Here is an 18,237-nt window from a genome sequence, read left to right on the forward strand (position 1 = left end):
TTTCGCGACAAGAGTGCAGCACAACAACAAGAAATCAGGGAGATTCATCCATGTCAGTCATCAATCAGTTCACCGCGTCATTCACTACCTCGCGCCCGGGCATGCCGCTGCGCAGTCTGCTGGCGGTTGCCGTGGCAGCGGCCGGCATGAGCGCCGGTGCGGCCCAGGCCGAGACGCTCAATATCGTCTCATGGGGCGGCGCCTATACCGACAGCCAGAACAAGGCCTATCACGAGCCCTGGGAAGAGAAGAGCGGTGACACCGTCGTCAATATCGACAAGTCATCCAATGCGCTTTCCGGTCTGCGTGCGCAGGTCCAGGCCGGCAACGTCACCTGGGACCTGGTCGACATGCTGCCCAGTGATGCCTTGATCGCCTGTTCGGAAGGCCTGATCGAGCCGCTGGACCCGGACACCCTGTTCGCGGCAGCGCCGGATGGCACGCCGGCCAGCGAGGACTTCATCGAGAATTCGCTCAGCGAGTGCTTCGTGCCGCAGATCGTCTACTCCAACATCGTGGCCTTCAATACCGAGATGTTCCCCGAGGACAAGCAGCCGGATTCCATCGATGACGTCTTCAATCTCGAGGAATTCCCCGGCAAGCGTGCCCTGCAGAAGAAGCCGATCAACAACATGGAGTGGGCGCTGGTGGCCGATGGCGTGGCCCCGGAAGATGTCTACGAGATGCTGGATTCCGAGGAAGGCATCGAACGTGCCTTCGCCAAGCTCGATACCATCAAGGACAGCGTGATCTGGTGGGAAGAGGGCGCACAGCCGCCGCAGCTGCTGGCGGACAAGGAAGTGGCCTTCGCCTCGGCCTACAACGGACGCATCTTCGATGCCGAGGTCAACGAGAAGCAGCCATTCTCCATCGTCTGGGATGCCCAGGTCTTCGAGCTGGATGGTTGGGTGGTGCCGACCGGCAAGCTCGACAAGGTCAAGGATTACCTGATGTTTGCCACCGATACCCAGCGTCTGGCGGATCAGGCCAAGTACATCTCCTACGGCCCGGCGCGTACCTCCTCCGCGGCACTGGTCTCGACCCATGCGGACACCGGCATCGACATGAAACCGCACATGCCCACCTATGGCCCCAACTTCGAGACCGCCATCCCCAAGGATGACGAATTCTGGGCCGACAACCTCGATGAGCTGAGCCAGCGCTTCAACGCCTGGCTGGCGCGCTGACCCCTGCACTGACCCGCTGGCCCCGGTGGCGCACACCCGCGCGCCGGGGCCTTTTTGATCATGCCTGATGGCCCCTCGGCCATGCTCGATTCCGCCAGGTTGGCTTCCGTCACTGTCACGCGGAAGCCAGCTGGCGGTCCAGGCATCCTCGGATAGCCGATCAAGGAGTGCAGGATGAGCGATTCCTCCGTCCCGGCCACGTCCGGAAGCGCAGCACATGACCCCAATGGCGCCCCCGGCGCGGCGCTGACCACTGCCGATGGCGTGCCGCTGAAACAGAGCCTCAATCGCGCCATCCGCCGCAGCCGCATCAAGGCGTTGCTGCTGGTGGCACCGTTGCTGGTCTTCATCGGGCTGGCATTCGTCATGCCCATCTTCGACATGCTGTCACGCAGTGTCGACAACCCGGAAGTCTCCACCTATCTGCCACGCACCAGCGAGGTGCTGGTCGACTGGAACGGCGAAGGGTTGCCGGAAGAGGCCGCCTACGCCGCCCTGGCGCAGGATCTGGCCGCGGGACTCAAGGCGCGCAATCTCGGGCGCGTCGCCTCGCGTCTCAACTACGAAAAGTCCGGCATGCGGTCGCTGTTCATGAAAAGCGCCCGCCGTGCCGGCCGCATGGAGGCCCCTTACAAGGCCGCGCTGATCAAGGCCGATGAGGATTGGGAGGACCCGGATATCTGGCGTCTGATCAAGCGCGAATCGTCGCCTCTCACCGCTTCCTACTATCTGGCGGCGGTGGATCGCCAGTTCTCACCGACAGGGGAGATCGTCGAGAAACCGGAGTATCTGCAGATCCACGTCTCGCTGTTCATCCGCACCTTCTGGATGAGCGCGGCGATCACCGGGCTGTGTCTGTTGCTGGCCTATCCGGTGGCCTGGCTGCTGGCGACCCTGCCGGCCAGTCGCGGCAATCTGCTGATGATCCTGGTGCTGCTGCCGTTCTGGACCTCGCTGCTGGTGCGAACCACCACCTGGATCGCGATCCTGCAGCAGCAGGGGGTGCTCAACGACATGCTGGTGGGTGTCGGGATGCTCGCCGAGGAGGCGCGTATCCAGATGATCTACAACAAGACCGGCACCATCATCGCGATGACCCACATCCTGCTGCCGTTCATGATCCTGCCGCTGTACTCGGTGATGAAGACCATCCCGCCCAGCTACATGCATGCGGCGCGCTCGCTGGGCGCCGGGCCGATCACCGCCTTCCGGCGCGTCTACTTCCCGCAGACCCTGCCGGGCATCGGGGCGGGCTCGATTCTGGTCTTCATCCTCTCCATCGGCTACTACATCACGCCGGCACTGGTGGGCGGGCAGTCGGGCCGCTTCATCACCAACTTCATCGCCTATCACATGCAGACCTCGCTCAACTGGGGGCTGGCAGCGGCCATTGGCTCGATTCTGCTGGTCGTGGTGATCCTCTTCTATCTCGTCTACAACCGTCTGATCGGTGTGGACAAGGTCAAACTGGGGTGACAGATGGCCATACCTTCCTATGCAACTCGTGGTGAGCGGATCTGGCACTGGGTGTTCTGCGTGCTCTGCGCGCTGATCTTCCTGTTCCTGATCGGGCCGATCCTGGTGATCATTCCGCTCTCGTTCAATGCCGAACCCTACTTCACCTTCTCGGAGAAGATGCTGTCTCTGGACCCCGATGGCTACTCGTTACGCTGGTATCAGGAGTTCTTCACCTCGGATGAGTGGATGCGCTCGATCAAGAACAGCATCATCGTGGCGGTGTGCGCGACGGTGCTGGCCACGGTACTGGGCACGCTTGCCGCACTGGGGCTTTCCAGTCGCTTCATGCCGTTTCGCAATACCATCATGGCGATCCTGATCTCGCCAATGATCGTGCCGTTGATCATCAGCGCCGCGGCGATGTTCTTCTTCTTCTCGAAACTGGGGCTGACCCAGACCTATCTGGGCGTGATCCTGGCGCACACGGCGCTGGGCATTCCCTTCGTGGTGATCACGGTGACGGCGACACTGTCCGGCTTCGATCACTCGCTGACACGTGCGGCACACTCGCTGGGGGCCAGTCCGAGCCGTACCTTCTTCCGCATCATCCTGCCGCTGGTGACGCCGGGGGTGGTGTCCGGTGCTCTGTTCGCCTTCATCACCTCGTTTGATGAGGTGGTGGTGGTGCTGTTCATCGCCGGGCCGGCGCAGACCACCATCCCGATCCAGATGTGGTCCGGTATCCGCGAGGAGATCAGCCCGACGATCCTGGCGGTGGCCACGCTGCTGGTGCTGGTTTCGGTCCTGCTGCTGACGACACTGGAGCTGATTCGCCGTCGCAATGAACGACTGCGCGGCCTGACGCCGAGCTGATCTCTGTCCTCAGCCTTCAGCCCTCAGCCCTCAGCCCTCTGCTCTTGAGTGCCGGGCGATTGATAGCGGTGAGAAACAGGAGTCGCAAGAAACGCCCGCGCCCCCGCAGAGTCTGTCTGCGGGGGCGCGGGCGTTTCAGTGTCGGGCTTGGAGATAGGGTTTGGAGACAGGGCTTGAGGAAAAGCCTGCTGCGTCAGGCCGCGCCGAGTCGCTTGTAGAGCGTGGTGCGGCTTATGCCCAGTTCCCGCGCGAGACGCGAGACGTTGCCGCCCAGCGCATCCAGCGCGCTCTGCAGCTCCTCGGCACTGGAAAGATCCGGCAGCGAGGACAGGCGGCTCGGTTGCGAGGGATGGTGAGCAATCTCGCTCTCTGCTGCGGGACAGTCGTCTTCTACCGCGAGGCAGTCGTTCTGTGATGCGAGACAGTCGCCCGCCAGCATCACATGGCACGGCTCCAGGGCTGACCCATCGCACAGTGCCAGCGCCAGACGCAGCACGTTGTCCAGCTCGCGCACGTTGCCGGGCCAGTCATGACGGGTGAGGCGATCGAGGAAGGCGGGCGTGATGCGCGGCGGCTCACGTCGCTGCTCCCGGCACAGCCGTGTCAGCAGGGCACGACTCAGTCCGGCGATGTCGTGACGCTCCCTCAGCGGCGGCAGGGCGATGGTGGCGCCACACAGGCGATAGTAGAGATCTGCCCGGAAGCGCCCGGCCTTGACCAGCTCACTGAGGGGCTGATGGGTGGCGGCGACCAGTTCGAAATCGACCCGCTGCGGCTTGCCGCCACCCAGTGGGGTGACTTCACGCTCCTGCAACACGCGCAGCAGGCGCGCCTGCACATGCAGCGGCATGTCGCCGATCTCATCCAGAAACAGGCGCCCGCCATTGGCCTCGAGCAGGCGGCCTTCGCGTCCGGCGGGGTCGGCACCGGTAAAGGCGCCGCGCCGATAGCCGAACAGCTCGGCCTCGACCAGCTCATCAGGTAAGGCGGCGCAGTTGATGGCGACCAGCGGTTGATGGGCGCGATGACTGGCCTGATGCAGCGCCTTGACCACTTCCTCCTTGCCGACGCCGGTCTCGCCCTGCAGCAGCAGCGGCAGGCGTGCGTTCACCAGCCGCGCCAGCAGTTCGCAGACCCTGGCCCAGCCGGCATCGCCATGATGCAGGCGCGCAAGGCTCGGGTGGCACGCTGCCTCGCGAGTGGTGGTCTCGGCCGGTGTCTGGCTTTCCGGGGGGTCAGCCGGTGCGCGGGCCACGACCCGTGGCCTGGGCAGGACTGCGCGCAGGGTGTAGCCAGTGAAGCGTGGGTGCTGGGTGAGCGTCACACACTGCGCATCGGCGAGCTGGGCCAGCGGTGCCCAGTCCAGCTGCCAGCGTGCCAGCGGTTGGCCCAGCAGCAGGTGGATGTCGTCGCGAGTGGCGCAGCTATCGCTGTCCACTGCATTGGCCGCGCTGTCGGGGGCGTTGGCTGCGCTGTCGGCGGCGGGCGTGAGTTCAAGGTGAGCCGCCAGCAGCTGCAGTCCCCGGCGACTGGCAGCCGCGACCTGACCTTGCGGCGTGATGGCCAGCAGGGCCGCGCTGGGCGAATCCAGCTGCGAGCAGTTGAGATGCAGGCGCAACAGGTGATGGTCGTGCCCGTGCGCCTCGCCCAGACGGCGTTGCTCGATTTCATCCGCCAGTACGCCGAGCATGCCAAGGCTGTATTGGCGCACACGGTAGGGATCGCAGATCAGTCCCAGGCACCCCTCGCAGGCGCCGGGCGTCAGGCCGCGACTGGCACTCCAGCTGGCGGGTGCCAGCAGAGCGGCACTGGCGCTGGCCAGCCCCTTGAGACATTCGGCGTCATGCGCCTCGAGCGCGATGCGCGCCAGACGATTGGCGCGCGGTGCATTCAGGGTCTCGGCGATGGCGTTGTGGCCCAATGACTCCTCACGCCAGCGCGCGCCGGGGTGCAACAGGGGGGCATCATTGCCCAGCAGCTGTTGATGGCCGTAGCTTGCCAGCACCACGCCGTCGCGGTCGGTCAGCACCAGACACGCCTGCCAGTGATCGAGCAGGTTGAGAGTATGGCCGGTGACTGCTGATGCCACCGTCTCCATCAGGCTGGCGGCCTGACGCTGACGCCAGACGAGCTCCTCCGGCGGGCACCTGAGGGTTGAGGCCGGCAGCGCCGAGGGGAAAGAAGAGGGAGGAGAAGAGGGAAGCGCAGAGGAGAGAGCCGCCGCAGGCGTTGCGGAGGCGGCGCCTGGATCGAGCGCCTGATCCTCCGCGTGGCGGGCTGGATGCTTGGCCGAGTTGTGGGCAGCGTGGCGCGCTGAGTGCTTGGCGGCTTGAGGTAGTGGCATGCGATGTCCCTTGTGCGGCGGGCCTTTCAGGCCTCTGTTGTTATTGGTGCTGTTTTCGGTGCTGTTGTCGGTGCTTTTATCGGTCTGGGGGGAGTGTTCACGGCAATGTTCACTTGTGCGTGGTGAGTGTTCATTTCCGAGAACTTTGGTGTTCAGACATTGTTCACCAGAGTAGCGGCAGACGCGGCGGATGACGGGCTAGACCATGGTCTGCCCCTGCCTTGGTCGCATCTGGCAAGTCACTGAATGATCGACAAAAGAGAGGAATCTGGCGACCTCCGGTGGTCGATGGAGGGTGTCTGTGGGCAGGTGTCTGCGCGCGGCTGGCATAGGGTTCGCTTGAGGAGGGTCACCAGGTGGGCGTGAACACTCGGCAGTGGTTGGCCGTGTCCTTGCCCCGATGACTTTCACCAGACGAGACAGCGCCATGTCCTTGAGCCTTGAGGCGGTCACCCGCCGGGTTGGCCGCGAAACCCATATCGACAGGGTGGATCTGACCTTCGAGCCCGGCTCATTCAATGTGCTGCTGGGACGCACCCTGTCCGGAAAGACGTCGCTGATGCGCCTGATGGCGGGTCTCGATGTGCCCAGTGACGGACGCATCGTGATGAACGGCGAGGACGTGACCGGCCGTCCGGTGCGCGAGCGCAACATCTCGATGGTCTATCAGCAGTTCATCAACTACCCGAGCCTGAGCGTCTACGACAATATCGCCTCGCCTTTGAAGCTGGCGCGCATGGCGCCTGAGGAAATCCGCCGCCGCGTACACGAGATTGCCGAGATGCTGCATATCGAGCAGTTCCTTGCGCGTCAGCCGGCGGAGCTGTCCGGTGGCCAGCAGCAGCGCACGGCCATGGCGCGGGCGCTGGTCAAGGACGCCGACCTGGTGCTGTTCGATGAACCGCTGGTCAATCTCGACTACAAGCTGCGCGAAGAATTGCGCCACGAGATGCGCAGCCTGTTCGCGACCCGCAACACCATCGCCGTCTACGCCACCACCGAGCCCGGCGAGGCGCTGGCGCTCGGCGGCACCACCACGCTGATGCATGAAGGGCGAGTGCTGCAGTCCGGGCCTACCGAGGCTGTCTACCATCATCCGCTGAGTGTCGAGGCGGCGAAGCTCTACTCCGAGCCGCAGATCAATCTGTTCGAGGCCGAGGTGCGCGGGCGTGAGCTGGCGTTCTCCGGCGCGGCCAGTGCCGGCGAGCAGGGCAGCCGTTTCGTGCTACCCGCGCCACTGGCGGGGATCGAGAGCGGGGCCTATCGCTTCGGTATCCGTCCCAGCCACCTGGGGCTGGCGCCGCTGGCCGATGATGATCTGGAGTTCGCTGTCACGGTGGATATCGCCGAGATCTCCGGCTCCGAGACCTTCCTGCATGTCAGCAATGCCGACCACTCGCTGGTCCTGCATCTGGCCGGCATTCACGACTTCGCCGTGGATGACGCCATCCGCGTCTATGCCCCCGCCCACAAGCTGTTCGTCTACGCCGCCGATGGCGGTGACGGTGCGGGACAGCGTGGCGATGGGGCACTGATCCGTTCGCCCGAGCGACCCACCACGACTGGCGGAGGGCTGGCCTGATGGCGGAAATACATCTCAATGATCTGGCGCACAGCTACCTGGCGGCGCCCTCCGCGGACAGTGATTACGCCATCCGGCGCATGAATCATGTCTGGCAGCAGGGCGGCGCCTATGCACTGCTCGGCCCGTCGGGTTGTGGCAAGAGCACGCTGCTCAACATCATCTCCGGGCTGCTGGCCCCCTCCGAGGGCGAGGTGCGCTTCGATGATCGAGTGGTCAATCGGCTGCCGCCGGAAGAGCGCAACATCGCCCAGGTGTTCCAGTTCCCGGTGGTCTACGACACCATGACGGTCTTCGACAATCTGGCCTTCCCGCTGCGCAATCAGCGCCAGCCGGAGCACAAGGTGCAGTCCCGGGTGCGTGAGATCGCTCAGGTGCTGGAGCTGGAAGACCTGCTCACGCGACGTGCCAGCAACCTGACGGCCGATGAGAAGCAGAAGGTCTCGATGGGCCGTGGCCTGGTGCGCGATGACGTGGCCGCCATCCTGTTCGATGAACCACTGACGGTCATCGACCCCCACCTCAAGTGGAAGCTGCGCCGCAAGCTCAAGCAGATCCATGAGCAGTTCAACATCACCATGGTCTACGTCACCCATGATCAGCTGGAGGCCTCGACCTTCGCCGACAAGATCGCGGTGATGTATGAAGGCCGCATCGTGCAGTTCGGCACCCCGCGCGAGCTGTTCGAGGACCCTGCTCACACCTTCGTGGGCTACTTCATCGGCTCGCCGGGCATGAACCTGGCGAGTATCACGCTGGAATCGCAGGGCGTGCGGCTCGGCACGGGGGAGGGCGCACCCCTGCTGCATCTTCCACAAGCGCTGCTGGCGACACTGGCGGAGCGCAAGGGCGAGCTGAAGCTGGGCATCCGGCCGGAGTTCGTCGAGCTCGAGGCCAGCGACAGCTCATCGGCGGCGGTGGTTCCCGACACCCGCGAGCATTGGCTGAGTGGTCAGGTCACGCTGGTGCAGGACCTGGGGACCTACAAGGTGGTGGACCTCGACATCGGCGGCGGCTGCCTGTTCAAGGCGCGTATCGAGGAAGATGCGCCGCTGCCGGAAGGCCGCGTGCGTCTGCGCCTGCCGGCCCGCTGGCAGCGCTTCTATCTCGATGAGCATCTGCTGGATCTGTCACAGGCCGGTGCGTCCGACAGTGGTGAGGCAGAAAGCTTTGCCAGGGGGGAGAGTGGCGGCTCTGTCAGAGGGGAAAGTGGAGAGCAGCCGGGAGGGAATGCCTGATGCAACGCACACACAACAATCGTGCTTGGTGGCTGGTGCTGCCGGTAGTCATCGTGGTGGCATTCTCGGCCATCGTCCCGATGATGACGGTGGTCAACTACTCGGTACAGGACATCTTCGATCCCTCCACGCGATTCTTCGTCGGCACCGAATGGTATCGCGAGATCCTGCGTGACGAGCGCCTGCACGACTCGCTGATCCGGCAGTTCGTCTATTCCTTCGCGGTGCTGGCCATCGAGATTCCGCTGGGGATCGCCGTGGCGCTCTCGATGCCGCGCAAGGGCTTCATGGTCTCGCTGTGCATGATTCTGCTGGCCTTGCCGCTGCTGATTCCCTGGAATGTGGTCGGCACCATCTGGCAGATCATCGGTCGTGAGGACATCGGCCTCTATGGCTGGGCGCTGGGCCAGCTGGGCATCGACTACAACTACGCCTCCAATCCGGCCGACGCCTGGGTGACGGTGCTGGTGATGGATGTCTGGCACTGGACGTCGCTGGTGGCGCTGCTGTGCTATTCGGGGCTGCGTGCCATTCCCGATGTCTATTACCAGGCCGCGCGCATCGACCGTGCCTCGCCCTGGGCCGTGTTCCGCTACATCCAGCTGCCCAAGCTCAAGAGCGTGCTGTTGATCGGCATCATGCTGCGCTTCATGGACAGCTTCATGATCTACACCGAGCCCTTCGTGCTCACCGGTGGCGGGCCGGGCACCACCACTACCTTCCTGTCCCAGACCTTGACCCAGATGGCGATCGGCCAGTTCGATCTTGGACGTGCCGCTGCCTTCTCGCTGATCTACTTCCTCATCATCCTGCTGGTCTCGTGGCTGTTCTATACCGCCATGACCCATCAGGACAGTGACGACGCCTGAGGAGACGAGTGATGACCACACGCAAGCGTCTGGTAATGACGATCTATCTGCTGTTTCTGCTGGTGCCGATCTACTGGCTGCTGATCATGTCCTTCAAGTCGAATCAGGAGATTCTCGGCGGCCTGACCCTGTGGCCCGAGAACTTCACCTTCGACAACTATCGAGTGATCTTCACTGACCCCAGCTGGTACATGGGCTATCTCAACTCGATGAGCTACGTGGTGCTCAACATGCTCATCTCGCTGGCGGTGGCGCTGCCGGCGGCCTATGCCTTCTCGCGCTATCGCTTCCTGGGCGACAAGCATCTGTTCTTCTGGCTCTTGACCAATCGCATGGCGCCGCCGGCGGTCTTCCTGCTGCCGTTCTTTCAGCTCTATTCCTCGGTGGGACTGTTCGATACCCCGCTGGCGGTGGCGCTCGCGCACTGTCTGTTCAACGTGCCGCTGGCGGTCTGGATTCTGGAGGGCTTCATGTCCGGCGTGCCCAAGGAGATCGACGAGACGGCCTATATCGACGGCTACAGCTTCCCGCGCTTCTTCCTGACGTTGTTCATTCCGATGATTCGCCCGGGAATCGGGGTGACCGCCTTCTTCTGCTTCATGTTCTCGTGGGTGGAGCTGTTGCTGGCGCGAACCCTGACCTCGACGGAGGCGAAACCGATAGCGGCGGTAATGACGCGAACGGTCTCGGCCTCGGGCATCGACTGGGGCGTGCTGGCCGCCGCCGGTGCCCTGACGCTGATTCCCGGCATACTGGTGATCTACTTCGTGCGCAACCATGTCGCCAAGGGCTTCGCCCTGGGCCGGGTATGATCGGCACCAGGTCGAGCGCCGCTGTCATTGCCGTCAGCAAGTCTCTGCTGGCGGCTCACAAGAGGACATGATGATGGAATGGATGGCCTGGACACTGCCCACGTCACTCTTCTTTGCCGGTATCGGCATCCTGCTGCTGGGCATGACCGCCTGGCAGTTCGTGACCCCGACGTTGAGTCGTCAGGGCTTTCTGCCCATCGCGACCACGCGGGGCGACAGACTGTTCATCGGCCTGCTCTCCAGTGGCTGGCTGCATCTGCTGTGGTTGGGCTTTACCGACCAGGTGTTGTGGATCATCAGCATCGTGTGTGTCGTCTGGATGCTGGTGTTGATGAAGTGGGGATGACATGCGGGGAGAGGTGGAGAGGAGAGCGCTGACGACAGGCAGCGTCGCCCGGTGGCAACACGGAACTGGACAGCCTGAGGGGAGTCCCAAGCGGTTCTGACTGGCATCCGCCAGTGACATTCGCCGCTCTGGAATCTCGTTGCATGTCGTCATCTCGCTCACCGCATCGCTCGTCTGCAGATAGTGCCTCAAAAGGGGCCTTGAATGGCGATTCTCCCTCGCCGGGCCGCAAGAACCGCCGTCGACTCTGGACGGGCGTGACAGGGCTGAGCATTGCCTGCGTTGTCGTCCTCGGTTGGTGGGCCGGTACACCGCTCGCCACCTTGGACGCCACGACGCCTGATCAGCAGGTTGGGAATGGCGAAACGGAAGATGCAGGGCAATCAACATTGTGGCAGCAGTATCAGCTCCAGTGGCAGGCCAATCAGACCCGCCCAGCCGAGGCGCGCAAGCCACTGCCACTGCCTGACGTTTCCCGCGCCGGCTACCATCAGGGCGAGGCACTGCCGGCACTTGCGCTTGAGCCACATGATGCTGGTGAAGCGCCAGGAAAGGGCGAGGCAGAAAAGGTCACGCCAGACGAGAGCGAAAAAGGCGCGCTGCGCCGATTCGATGTCACGGCCTACGGCGCGGATGGCAGTGACACCCTGAGTGATCGCCGCGCCATTCTCAAGGCGCATGCCGCCATGCGTGACTGGCAGCGCCAGGGCAGTGATGACGCCGACCGCCCCGCGCGCCGCGGCGTGCTGTATTTCCCGGCGGGGGAGTACGTGGTGTATGGGGCGGCCGAACGCGACTGGTTTCATTCCCGCCTGGTGGCACTGAAAGCCGCGGTGGCGGACTCAGAACGCCAGCAGGCGCTGCGCGAGGCACTGCTCAAGATGCAGGGTTTGAGTCTGGCAGGCAGTCACTGGACCTTGATGGGCGCGGGCAGTGATGTCACGCACCTCAGGCAGACCCGGCCGATGCTGCCGTTGCACGCCAGCTGGTACTGGAGCACTCCCTGGCTGCTCCATCTGGGCAATCTGGCCGAGGGTGGCAAGCAGGAAGCATGGCAAGCCGTCACGCCGACGAGTCACCGGCAGCCGGCGGATACGCAGGACACGATCACGCTGGCGGATGAGACGGATGAATCAGATGACGCAGCGCTCGCGCCAGGCGATGAGGTGCTGCTTGAGAGCATCGACAAGCGGCCTGAGGCAGTGGCCCGTGCCCTGGCGCCCTATCAGATGGAAAAGGACGCCAGCACCGGCGAGTCACGCTGGTTGATCGAGCGTGATGGAGTGTTCAAGCGGGCGCGCTACCGCGTGGTGGCACGTGACGGCCACCGCCTCACGCTCTCGCTGCCGGTGGTGCATGAGCGCTTTCCCGGTGAGCAGTGGCGCATCGCTCGTCTGCACCCGGCGCGGGAAGTCGGGGTGCAGGGCATCACGCTCAAGGGCAACTGGCGTGGGCACTTCAAGCATCACCGCAGCGCCGAGGATGACAGCGGCTTCGGCCTTCTGGACCTGGATGGCATCACGGATGGCTGGGTGCGTGACGTACGGCTCGACAGTTTCAATCAGGGGGTGAAGGTGCGCCACAGCTCACAGCTGACACTCGAAGACGTTACGATGACCGGCAAGCCCGGGCATATCGCGATGACGATCAGTGACAGCAATCAGGTACTGGCTCGCCAGGTAGTCGACCAAAGTCATGCCTGGCATGCACCGGGAGTGGCCCGCTACGCGACCCATAACGTCTACCTTGAACTGGAGCACGCCGGTGACAGTGGTATCGAACTGCATGGTCAGCAATCGCGCGACAACGTGTTCGATCAAAAGCGCGGTGGTCATGTGCGCGACCGTTGGGGCGCCAGTGTCGGCCATCAGCCCAATCATCTGCGCGGGCTGGTGCTGTGGAATCCGGTCAATACCGGCAAGCCACATGCTGCCTGGCCCTTCATGCGCGCCGATTCTCATTTCGGCAAGGTGATCATGCCGACGGTCGTCGGGGCGACCGGGCATGCGCTGGGCATCGCCAATCGTCATGACTATGCCCGGGTGATGAATGCCAAGGGCGTGACCGAGTATGACCCCTTGCCGCCGATGGATGCCTTGCAGGCACGCGTCGAGTCACCGGGCGAGGCCGTGAAGCCTGCCTCGCTCTACCGCGCCCAACGCGAGCTGTTGCATGAGACGCAAGAGTGATAGCCAGCCGCTCGGCCCATCGAGCAGCAGGGCCGCAGTGCAACGAGGACAACAGAGCAGCAGCCAACGACAGCAGATTGGAACGGCAGGAGGACGAGCAGCACCGAGAGCAAGCAAGGCGGCGAATCGCGCCGCGCGACACGTGATTGACGGAAGTGGTTGTTGGAAGACGCGACACAACAATAACGCCAATGAAGGGACATCCCATGAGTCAGCACATCATTCGACCCGCACGCCTGCGTTACGCCATCGCCTTCGCCACGGCGGCGGGGCTCGCCGGCCTCTCCAGCCAGGCCACGGCCGATCAGTATCAGGATGCGGCAAGGAAGTGGATCGATCAGGAGTTCTCACCCTCCACGCTGAGCAAGGACGAGCAGATGTCCGAACTCGAGTGGTTCATCAAGGCCGCTGAACCGCTGCGCGGCATGGAAATCAAGGTGGCCTCGGAAACCCTGACCACCCATGAATATGAGTCAAAGGTGCTGGCCAAGGCCTTCAGCGAGATCACCGGCATCAAGCTGACCCACGACTTGATTCAGGAAGGCGACGTCATCGAGAAACTGCAGACCCAGATGCAATCCGGGCGTAATATCTACGATGGCTACGTCAATGATTCCGACTTGATCGGCACGCACTTCCGCTATGGCAAGGTCGTGCCGATCAGCGACATGATGGAAGGCGACGGCAAGGCCTTCACCTCGCCGACGCTGGATCTGGACGACTTCATCGGGCTGGATTTCACCACCGGCCCGGATGACAAGCTCTATCAGCTGCCGGACCAGCAGTTCGCCAACCTTTACTGGTTCCGTGCCGACTGGTTCGAGCGCGAAGACCTGAAGAAGCAGTTCAAGGACAAGTACGGCTACGAGCTGGGGGTGCCGGTCAACTGGTCGGCCTATGAGGACATCGCCGATTTCTTCACCAATGACGTCAAGGAAATCGACGGTGAGCGCGTCTACGGCCACATGGATTACGGCAAGAAGGACCCGTCACTCGGCTGGCGCTTCACCGATGCCTGGTTCTCCATGGCGGGTGCCGGCGACAAGGGCCTGCCCAATGGCCTGCCGGTGGACGAGTGGGGCATTCGTGTCGAGGAATGTCAGCCGGTGGGCTCCTCGGTGACACGTGGCGGCGCGGCCAACGGCCCGGCGGCCGTCTATGCCACCACCAAGTATGTCGACTGGCTGGGCAAGTACGCACCGCCGGAAGCCCAGGGCATGACCTTCTCCGAGTCCGGTCCGGTGCCGTCCCAGGGCAACATCGCCCAGCAGATCTTCTGGTACACCGCCTTTACCGCCGACATGACGCGGGATGGCCTGCCGGTGGTCAACGACGATGGCACCCCGAAGTGGCGCATGGCGCCGTCGCCGCATGGCCCGTACTGGGAAGAGGGCATGAAGCTTGGCTATCAGGACGTGGGCGCCTGGACCTTCTTCGATTCCACGCCGGAGAAGAATCGTCACGCGGCCTGGCTGTACGCGCAGTTCGTCACTGCCAAGACCGTCTCGCTCAAGAAGACCCTGGAAGGGCTGACGCCGATCCGCGAGTCGGATATCCAGTCCCAGGCGATGACCGATGCCGCGCCGAAGCTGGGCGGTCTGGTCGAGTTCTATCGCAGCCCGGCGCGAGTGCAGTGGTCGCCGACCGGGACCAACGTGCCGGACTATCCCAAGCTTGCTCAGCTGTGGTGGCAGTACATCTCCCAGGCCGCCAGTGGCGAAGCCACGCCACAGGAAGCCCTCGATGGCCTGGCCAAGGCACAGGACCGCATTCTCGAGCGTCTCGAGCGCGCCAAGGTGATGGACAACTGTGGTCCGAAGCTCAACGAGGAGCGTGATGCGGAGTACTGGTTCGCCCAGCCGGGTGCGCCGAAGGCCAAGCTGGACAACGAGAAGCCCAAGGGCGAGACCATCGCCTACGACGAGCTGCTCAAGAGCTGGAAGGAGTAAACGCGACTGGCGCGACACTGCGCCTTCGAGCAGTCTCGTGAAAGACAGCAGCAACGACAACGCCCCTGCCGGTTTCCCGGCAGGGGCGTTCTTGTGCCAGAGCGATCAGCGACAGCGTTTCATCACTGCCTCATGGCTGGCTTGCCGTTACGGCCTTCCATTACCGCTCTCAGTCACGGCCCTCAATCGCCGCTCTCAATCACGGTAGAGATCGATGCTCGGGCAGGAGCAGATCAACTGACGATCGCCGTGCACGTTGTCGACCCGGTTGACCGCCGGCCACTGCTTGGCGGCCTTGACGTGCTCGCTGGGGAAGGCGCCGATCTCGCGGGAGTAGCTGCGCGTCCACTCGGCGTCCATCAGGTCGGCCTGGGTGTGCGGCGCGTGCACCAGCGGGTTGTCTTCCAGTGTCCACTCGCCTTGCTCGACACGGGCGATCTCGGCGCGGATCGCGATCAGCGCCTCACAGAAACGGTCGATCTCGTAGAGCGACTCGGACTCGGTGGGCTCGACCATCAGGGTGCCCGCCACCGGGAACGACATGGTCGGCGCGTGGAAGCCGTAGTCGATCAGACGCTTGGCGATGTCCTCCTCGCTGATGCCGGAAGCGGCCTTCAGCGGGCGGATATCGATGATGCACTCATGCGCCACGGTGCCGTTCTTGCCGCGGTAGAGCACCGGATAGTGCCCATCGAGACGCGTGGCGATGTAGTTGGCGTTGAGGATCGCAAGCTCGGTGGCTTCACGCAGCCCCTGCGCGCCCATCATCTTGATGTAGGCCCATGAGATCGGCAGGATCGCCGCGGAACCGAAGGCGGCGGCCGAGACGGCGGTGCACTCCGGTTTCACGCCTTCCAGCGGGGTGACCACGTGGTTGGAGACGAACGGCGCCAGGTGGGCCTTGATGCCGATCGGGCCCATGCCCGGGCCACCGCCACCGTGGGGAATGCAGAAGGTCTTGTGCAGGTTGAGGTGCGAGACATCGCCGCCGAAGTCCCCCGGGCGGCAGATGCCGACCTGGGCGTTCATGTTGGCACCGTCGATGTAGACCTGGCCGCCGTGGTCGTGAACGACCTGACAGGCTTCGCGCACGGTTTCCTCGAACACGCCGTGGGTGGACGGGTAGGTGATCATGATCGCGGACAGCTTGTCGCTGTGCTGCTCGGCCTTGGCACGCAGGTCTTTGATGTCGATGTTGCCGTTGGCGTCACACTCGACCACCACCACCTTCATCGCGGCCATTGCGGCCGAAGCCGGGTTGGTGCCGTGAGCGGAGCTTGGGATCAGGCAGATATCGCGTGCGCCTTCGCCGATGGAGGCCTGGTAGCGACGGATCGCGACCAGCCCAGCGTATTCCCCCTGCGCGCCGGAATTCGGCTGCATGGAAATGGCGTCGTAGCCGGTGATCTCGACCAGGAAGGCCGACAGCTCATCGATCATCTGCTTGTAACCGACCACCTGATCCGACGGTGCGAAGGGGTGGACGTTGGCGAATTCGGGCCAGGTGACCGGGATCATCTCGGTGGTGGCGTTCAGCTTCATGGTGCAGCTGCCCAGCGGGATCATCGCGTGGGTCAGCGACAGGTCCTTGTTCTCCAGACGCTTCAGATAGCGCAGCATCTCGGTTTCCGAGTGGTAGCGGCTGAAGGTCGGGTGAGTCAGGAAGTCGCTGTCACGCTGGCAGGCCGCCGGAATCGCGCTTGCGCCCTTGGCCAGCAGGTCCTGGTCCAGCGCGGCGACGGACAGGCCGTGCTCTTCGCCGAGCAGCACGTCGAACAGCACGCCGACGTCAGCGGCGGTGGTGGTCTCGTCGAGGTTGATGGTGATGCGGCCGTCGCCATGGTGGCGCAGGTTGATCTCGTGGGTCAGTTCGCGACCGTGGATCTTGCCCTCATCCACGCCGGTCACGGTGATGGCGTCAAACCAGCTGTCGTGGGCCAGTGCCATGCCGCAACGGCTGACGCCCTCGGCGAGAATGCTGGTCAGGCGATGCACGCGGGTAGCGATGCGCTTGAGGCCCTCGGCACCGTGATAGACGGCGTAGAAGCCGGCGATGTTGGCCAGCAGCGCCTGGGCGGTACAGATGTTGGAAGTCGCCTTCTCGCGGCGGATGTGCTGCTCGCGAGTCTGCATCGCCATGCGCAGTGCCGGGTTGCCGCGTGAGTCCTTGGAGACGCCGATGATACGGCCCGGGATGGAGCGCTTGAGCTTGTCGGTGGTGGCGAAGAAGGCCGCGTGCGGGCCGCCGAAGCCCATCGGCACGCCGAAACGCTGGGAGGTACCGACGACGATATCGGCACCGAGGCTGCCCGGCGACTTGAGCAGCACCAGGCTCAGCAGGTCGGCGGCCACCACGGTCATCGCGCCATTGGCGCGCGCGGCGTCCAGCAGCGGCGCGAGGTCTCGCACCTGGCCGGTGTTGCCCGGGTACTGGAAGAGGGCGCCGAAGATGTCGTGCTCGCCGACGTTCTCTGCGGCATCGATGACCAGCTCGAAGCCGAAGTAGTCGGCGCGGGTGCGCATGACGTCCAGGGTCTGCGGCAGGACATCATCGGCGATGAAGAAGCGCTTGCTCTTGCTCTTCTTGTTGCCGCGCTGACACAGCGCCATGGCCTCTGCAGCGGCGGTGGCTTCGTCCAGCAGGCTGGCGTTGGCCAGCTCCATGCCGGTCAGGTCCATCACTGCCTGCTGGAAGTTGAGCAGTCCTTCGAGACGGCCCTGGGCAATTTCCGGCTGATACGGCGTGTAGGCGGTGTACCAGCCCGGATTTTCCAGCACGTTGCGCTGGATGACTGCCGGCAGGTGGGTGTTGTGGTAACCCTGGCCGATATAGGTCTTGAACACCTTGTTCTGACGCGCGAGGCGCTTCAGGTAGTCCAGTGCTTCGGATTCCGTGCGTGGCCCTTCGAGATCCAGCTCACGGCCCAGACGAATGGCGGTGGGCACCGTGCGGTCGATGAGCGTGGCGATGCTCTCTTCGCCCAGCGTCGCCAACATGCGCGTCACATTGGCATCGGTCGGCCCATTGTGGCGGGAGATGAAATCGTCGTGTCCGGCCAACTGGGCCAGGGTAAGCGTCTCGTGAGCCATGCAAGAAATCCTGTGCTGCAACGGGGACTGCAGAGGGCAGTCCGCGGGAGGAACATCACCGTGCCAGCGAGGAGGCTGCGGGCAGGGCGTCGGGAATCATGGGGGCATCGACATCACTGCCGAGCATGCTGCAGTTGCTTCACTCCCCGCGCGACCTGCAAGGGCGGTCGTGTCAGGGGTGTCGTGCCATCGAAACGGGGTGGCGCAATCACGAAGGTGGCTGTGCGCGAGTGTGACTTATGCGAGCACGGATACGCGCTGAAACCTCCTGCCCTGAGTGACTGCGGCCTGGACAGGAGG

The 18,237-nt window shown here is 63.8% G+C and carries 12 protein-coding genes; 10 read left to right on the top strand and 2 right to left on the bottom strand.

What is annotated here, in order from left to right; all coding sequences use genetic code 11:
* Positions 1 to 50: 50 nt before the first annotated feature.
* The 3 genes from AC5WNI_RS05890 to AC5WNI_RS05900 all read left to right on the top strand — a co-directional run bounded on the left by AC5WNI_RS05890 (position 51) and on the right by AC5WNI_RS05900 (position 3,518).
* On the top strand, positions 51 to 1,187 hold the full coding sequence (locus AC5WNI_RS05890) for an extracellular solute-binding protein (RefSeq protein WP_225347830.1): 1,137 nt from the start codon (positions 51 to 53) through the stop codon (positions 1,185 to 1,187).
* A gap of 174 nt (positions 1,188 to 1,361) precedes the next feature.
* The gene (locus AC5WNI_RS05895; protein WP_368448619.1) at positions 1,362 to 2,663 is read left to right on the top strand and encodes an ABC transporter permease; all 1,302 of its coding nucleotides are present in this window, start codon (positions 1,362 to 1,364) and stop codon (positions 2,661 to 2,663) included.
* Positions 2,664 to 2,666: 3 nt separating this feature from the next.
* Positions 2,667 to 3,518: an ABC transporter permease gene (locus AC5WNI_RS05900; RefSeq protein WP_175089822.1), complete on the top strand. Its 852-nt coding sequence runs from the start codon at positions 2,667 to 2,669 to the stop codon at positions 3,516 to 3,518.
* 193 nt (positions 3,519 to 3,711) lie between these two features.
* On the opposite strand, the gene AC5WNI_RS05905 is transcribed toward AC5WNI_RS05900, so the two are convergent.
* Positions 3,712 to 5,862: a sigma-54-dependent Fis family transcriptional regulator gene (locus tag AC5WNI_RS05905; protein WP_368448620.1), complete on the bottom strand. Its 2,151-nt coding sequence runs from the start codon at positions 5,860 to 5,862 to the stop codon at positions 3,712 to 3,714.
* A gap of 427 nt (positions 5,863 to 6,289) precedes the next feature.
* Between AC5WNI_RS05905 and AC5WNI_RS05910 the strand changes: the two genes are divergently transcribed.
* From AC5WNI_RS05910 to AC5WNI_RS05940, 7 genes are all read left to right on the top strand, one after another.
* A complete protein-coding gene (locus AC5WNI_RS05910) occupies positions 6,290 to 7,444 on the top strand; it encodes an ABC transporter ATP-binding protein (RefSeq protein ID WP_175089824.1) in 1,155 nt (384 codons plus the stop codon).
* Positions 7,444 to 8,682, top strand: coding sequence for an ABC transporter ATP-binding protein (locus AC5WNI_RS05915; protein WP_175089825.1), 1,239 nt, complete (start codon positions 7,444 to 7,446; stop codon positions 8,680 to 8,682). The genes AC5WNI_RS05910 and AC5WNI_RS05915 overlap by 1 nt, the downstream gene beginning before the upstream one ends.
* Positions 8,682 to 9,551: a carbohydrate ABC transporter permease gene (locus tag AC5WNI_RS05920; protein ID WP_176676691.1), complete on the top strand. Its 870-nt coding sequence runs from the start codon at positions 8,682 to 8,684 to the stop codon at positions 9,549 to 9,551. The genes AC5WNI_RS05915 and AC5WNI_RS05920 overlap by 1 nt, the downstream gene beginning before the upstream one ends.
* An 11-nt stretch (positions 9,552 to 9,562) precedes the next feature.
* Positions 9,563 to 10,363 carry a carbohydrate ABC transporter permease gene (locus AC5WNI_RS05925; protein ID WP_043334505.1) on the top strand — a complete coding sequence of 267 codons (801 nt, stop codon included), beginning with the start codon at positions 9,563 to 9,565 and terminating at the stop codon, positions 10,361 to 10,363.
* Between the two features lie 73 nt (positions 10,364 to 10,436).
* A complete protein-coding gene (locus AC5WNI_RS05930) occupies positions 10,437 to 10,709 on the top strand; it encodes a DUF2160 domain-containing protein (RefSeq protein ID WP_176678314.1) in 273 nt (90 codons plus the stop codon).
* A gap of 389 nt (positions 10,710 to 11,098) precedes the next feature.
* Positions 11,099 to 12,898 (top strand): DUF4955 domain-containing protein, encoded by a 1,800-nt coding sequence (locus AC5WNI_RS05935; protein WP_253062122.1) that lies wholly within the window; start codon positions 11,099 to 11,101, stop codon positions 12,896 to 12,898.
* A gap of 206 nt (positions 12,899 to 13,104) precedes the next feature.
* Positions 13,105 to 14,847 carry an ABC transporter substrate-binding protein gene (locus AC5WNI_RS05940; protein ID WP_175089827.1) on the top strand — a complete coding sequence of 581 codons (1,743 nt, stop codon included), beginning with the start codon at positions 13,105 to 13,107 and terminating at the stop codon, positions 14,845 to 14,847.
* 195 nt (positions 14,848 to 15,042) lie between these two features.
* On the opposite strand, the gene gcvP is transcribed toward AC5WNI_RS05940, so the two are convergent.
* Entirely contained in the window at positions 15,043 to 17,937 is a 2,895-nt protein-coding gene (gene gcvP, locus AC5WNI_RS05945) for an aminomethyl-transferring glycine dehydrogenase (RefSeq protein WP_176676693.1), read from the bottom strand.
* Between the last annotated feature and the right edge of the window lie 300 nt (positions 17,938 to 18,237).

The organism is Cobetia sp. PDI-12MA, assembly GCF_059507695.1.

What these genes read in the sequence shown, in the direction of transcription:
- AC5WNI_RS05900 (WP_175089822.1), top strand. Translation starts at nt 2,667, where the DNA reads ATGGCCATACCTTCCTATGCAACTCGTGGTGAGCGGATCTGGCACTGG.
- AC5WNI_RS05895 (WP_368448619.1), top strand. Translation starts at nt 1,362, where the DNA reads ATGAGCGATTCCTCCGTCCCGGCCACGTCCGGAAGCGCAGCACATGAC.
- AC5WNI_RS05915 (WP_175089825.1), top strand. Translation starts at nt 7,444, where the DNA reads ATGGCGGAAATACATCTCAATGATCTGGCGCACAGCTACCTGGCGGCG.
- AC5WNI_RS05925 (WP_043334505.1), top strand. Translation starts at nt 9,563, where the DNA reads ATGACCACACGCAAGCGTCTGGTAATGACGATCTATCTGCTGTTTCTG.
- AC5WNI_RS05930 (WP_176678314.1), top strand. Translation starts at nt 10,437, where the DNA reads ATGGAATGGATGGCCTGGACACTGCCCACGTCACTCTTCTTTGCCGGT.
- AC5WNI_RS05905 (WP_368448620.1), bottom strand. Translation starts at nt 5,862, where the DNA reads ATGCCACTACCTCAAGCCGCCAAGCACTCAGCGCGCCACGCTGCCCAC.
- AC5WNI_RS05920 (WP_176676691.1), top strand. Translation starts at nt 8,682, where the DNA reads ATGCAACGCACACACAACAATCGTGCTTGGTGGCTGGTGCTGCCGGTA.
- AC5WNI_RS05890 (WP_225347830.1), top strand. Translation starts at nt 51, where the DNA reads ATGTCAGTCATCAATCAGTTCACCGCGTCATTCACTACCTCGCGCCCG.
- AC5WNI_RS05940 (WP_175089827.1), top strand. Translation starts at nt 13,105, where the DNA reads ATGAGTCAGCACATCATTCGACCCGCACGCCTGCGTTACGCCATCGCC.
- AC5WNI_RS05910 (WP_175089824.1), top strand. Translation starts at nt 6,290, where the DNA reads ATGTCCTTGAGCCTTGAGGCGGTCACCCGCCGGGTTGGCCGCGAAACC.
- gcvP (WP_176676693.1), bottom strand. Translation starts at nt 17,937, where the DNA reads ATGGCTCACGAGACGCTTACCCTGGCCCAGTTGGCCGGACACGACGAT.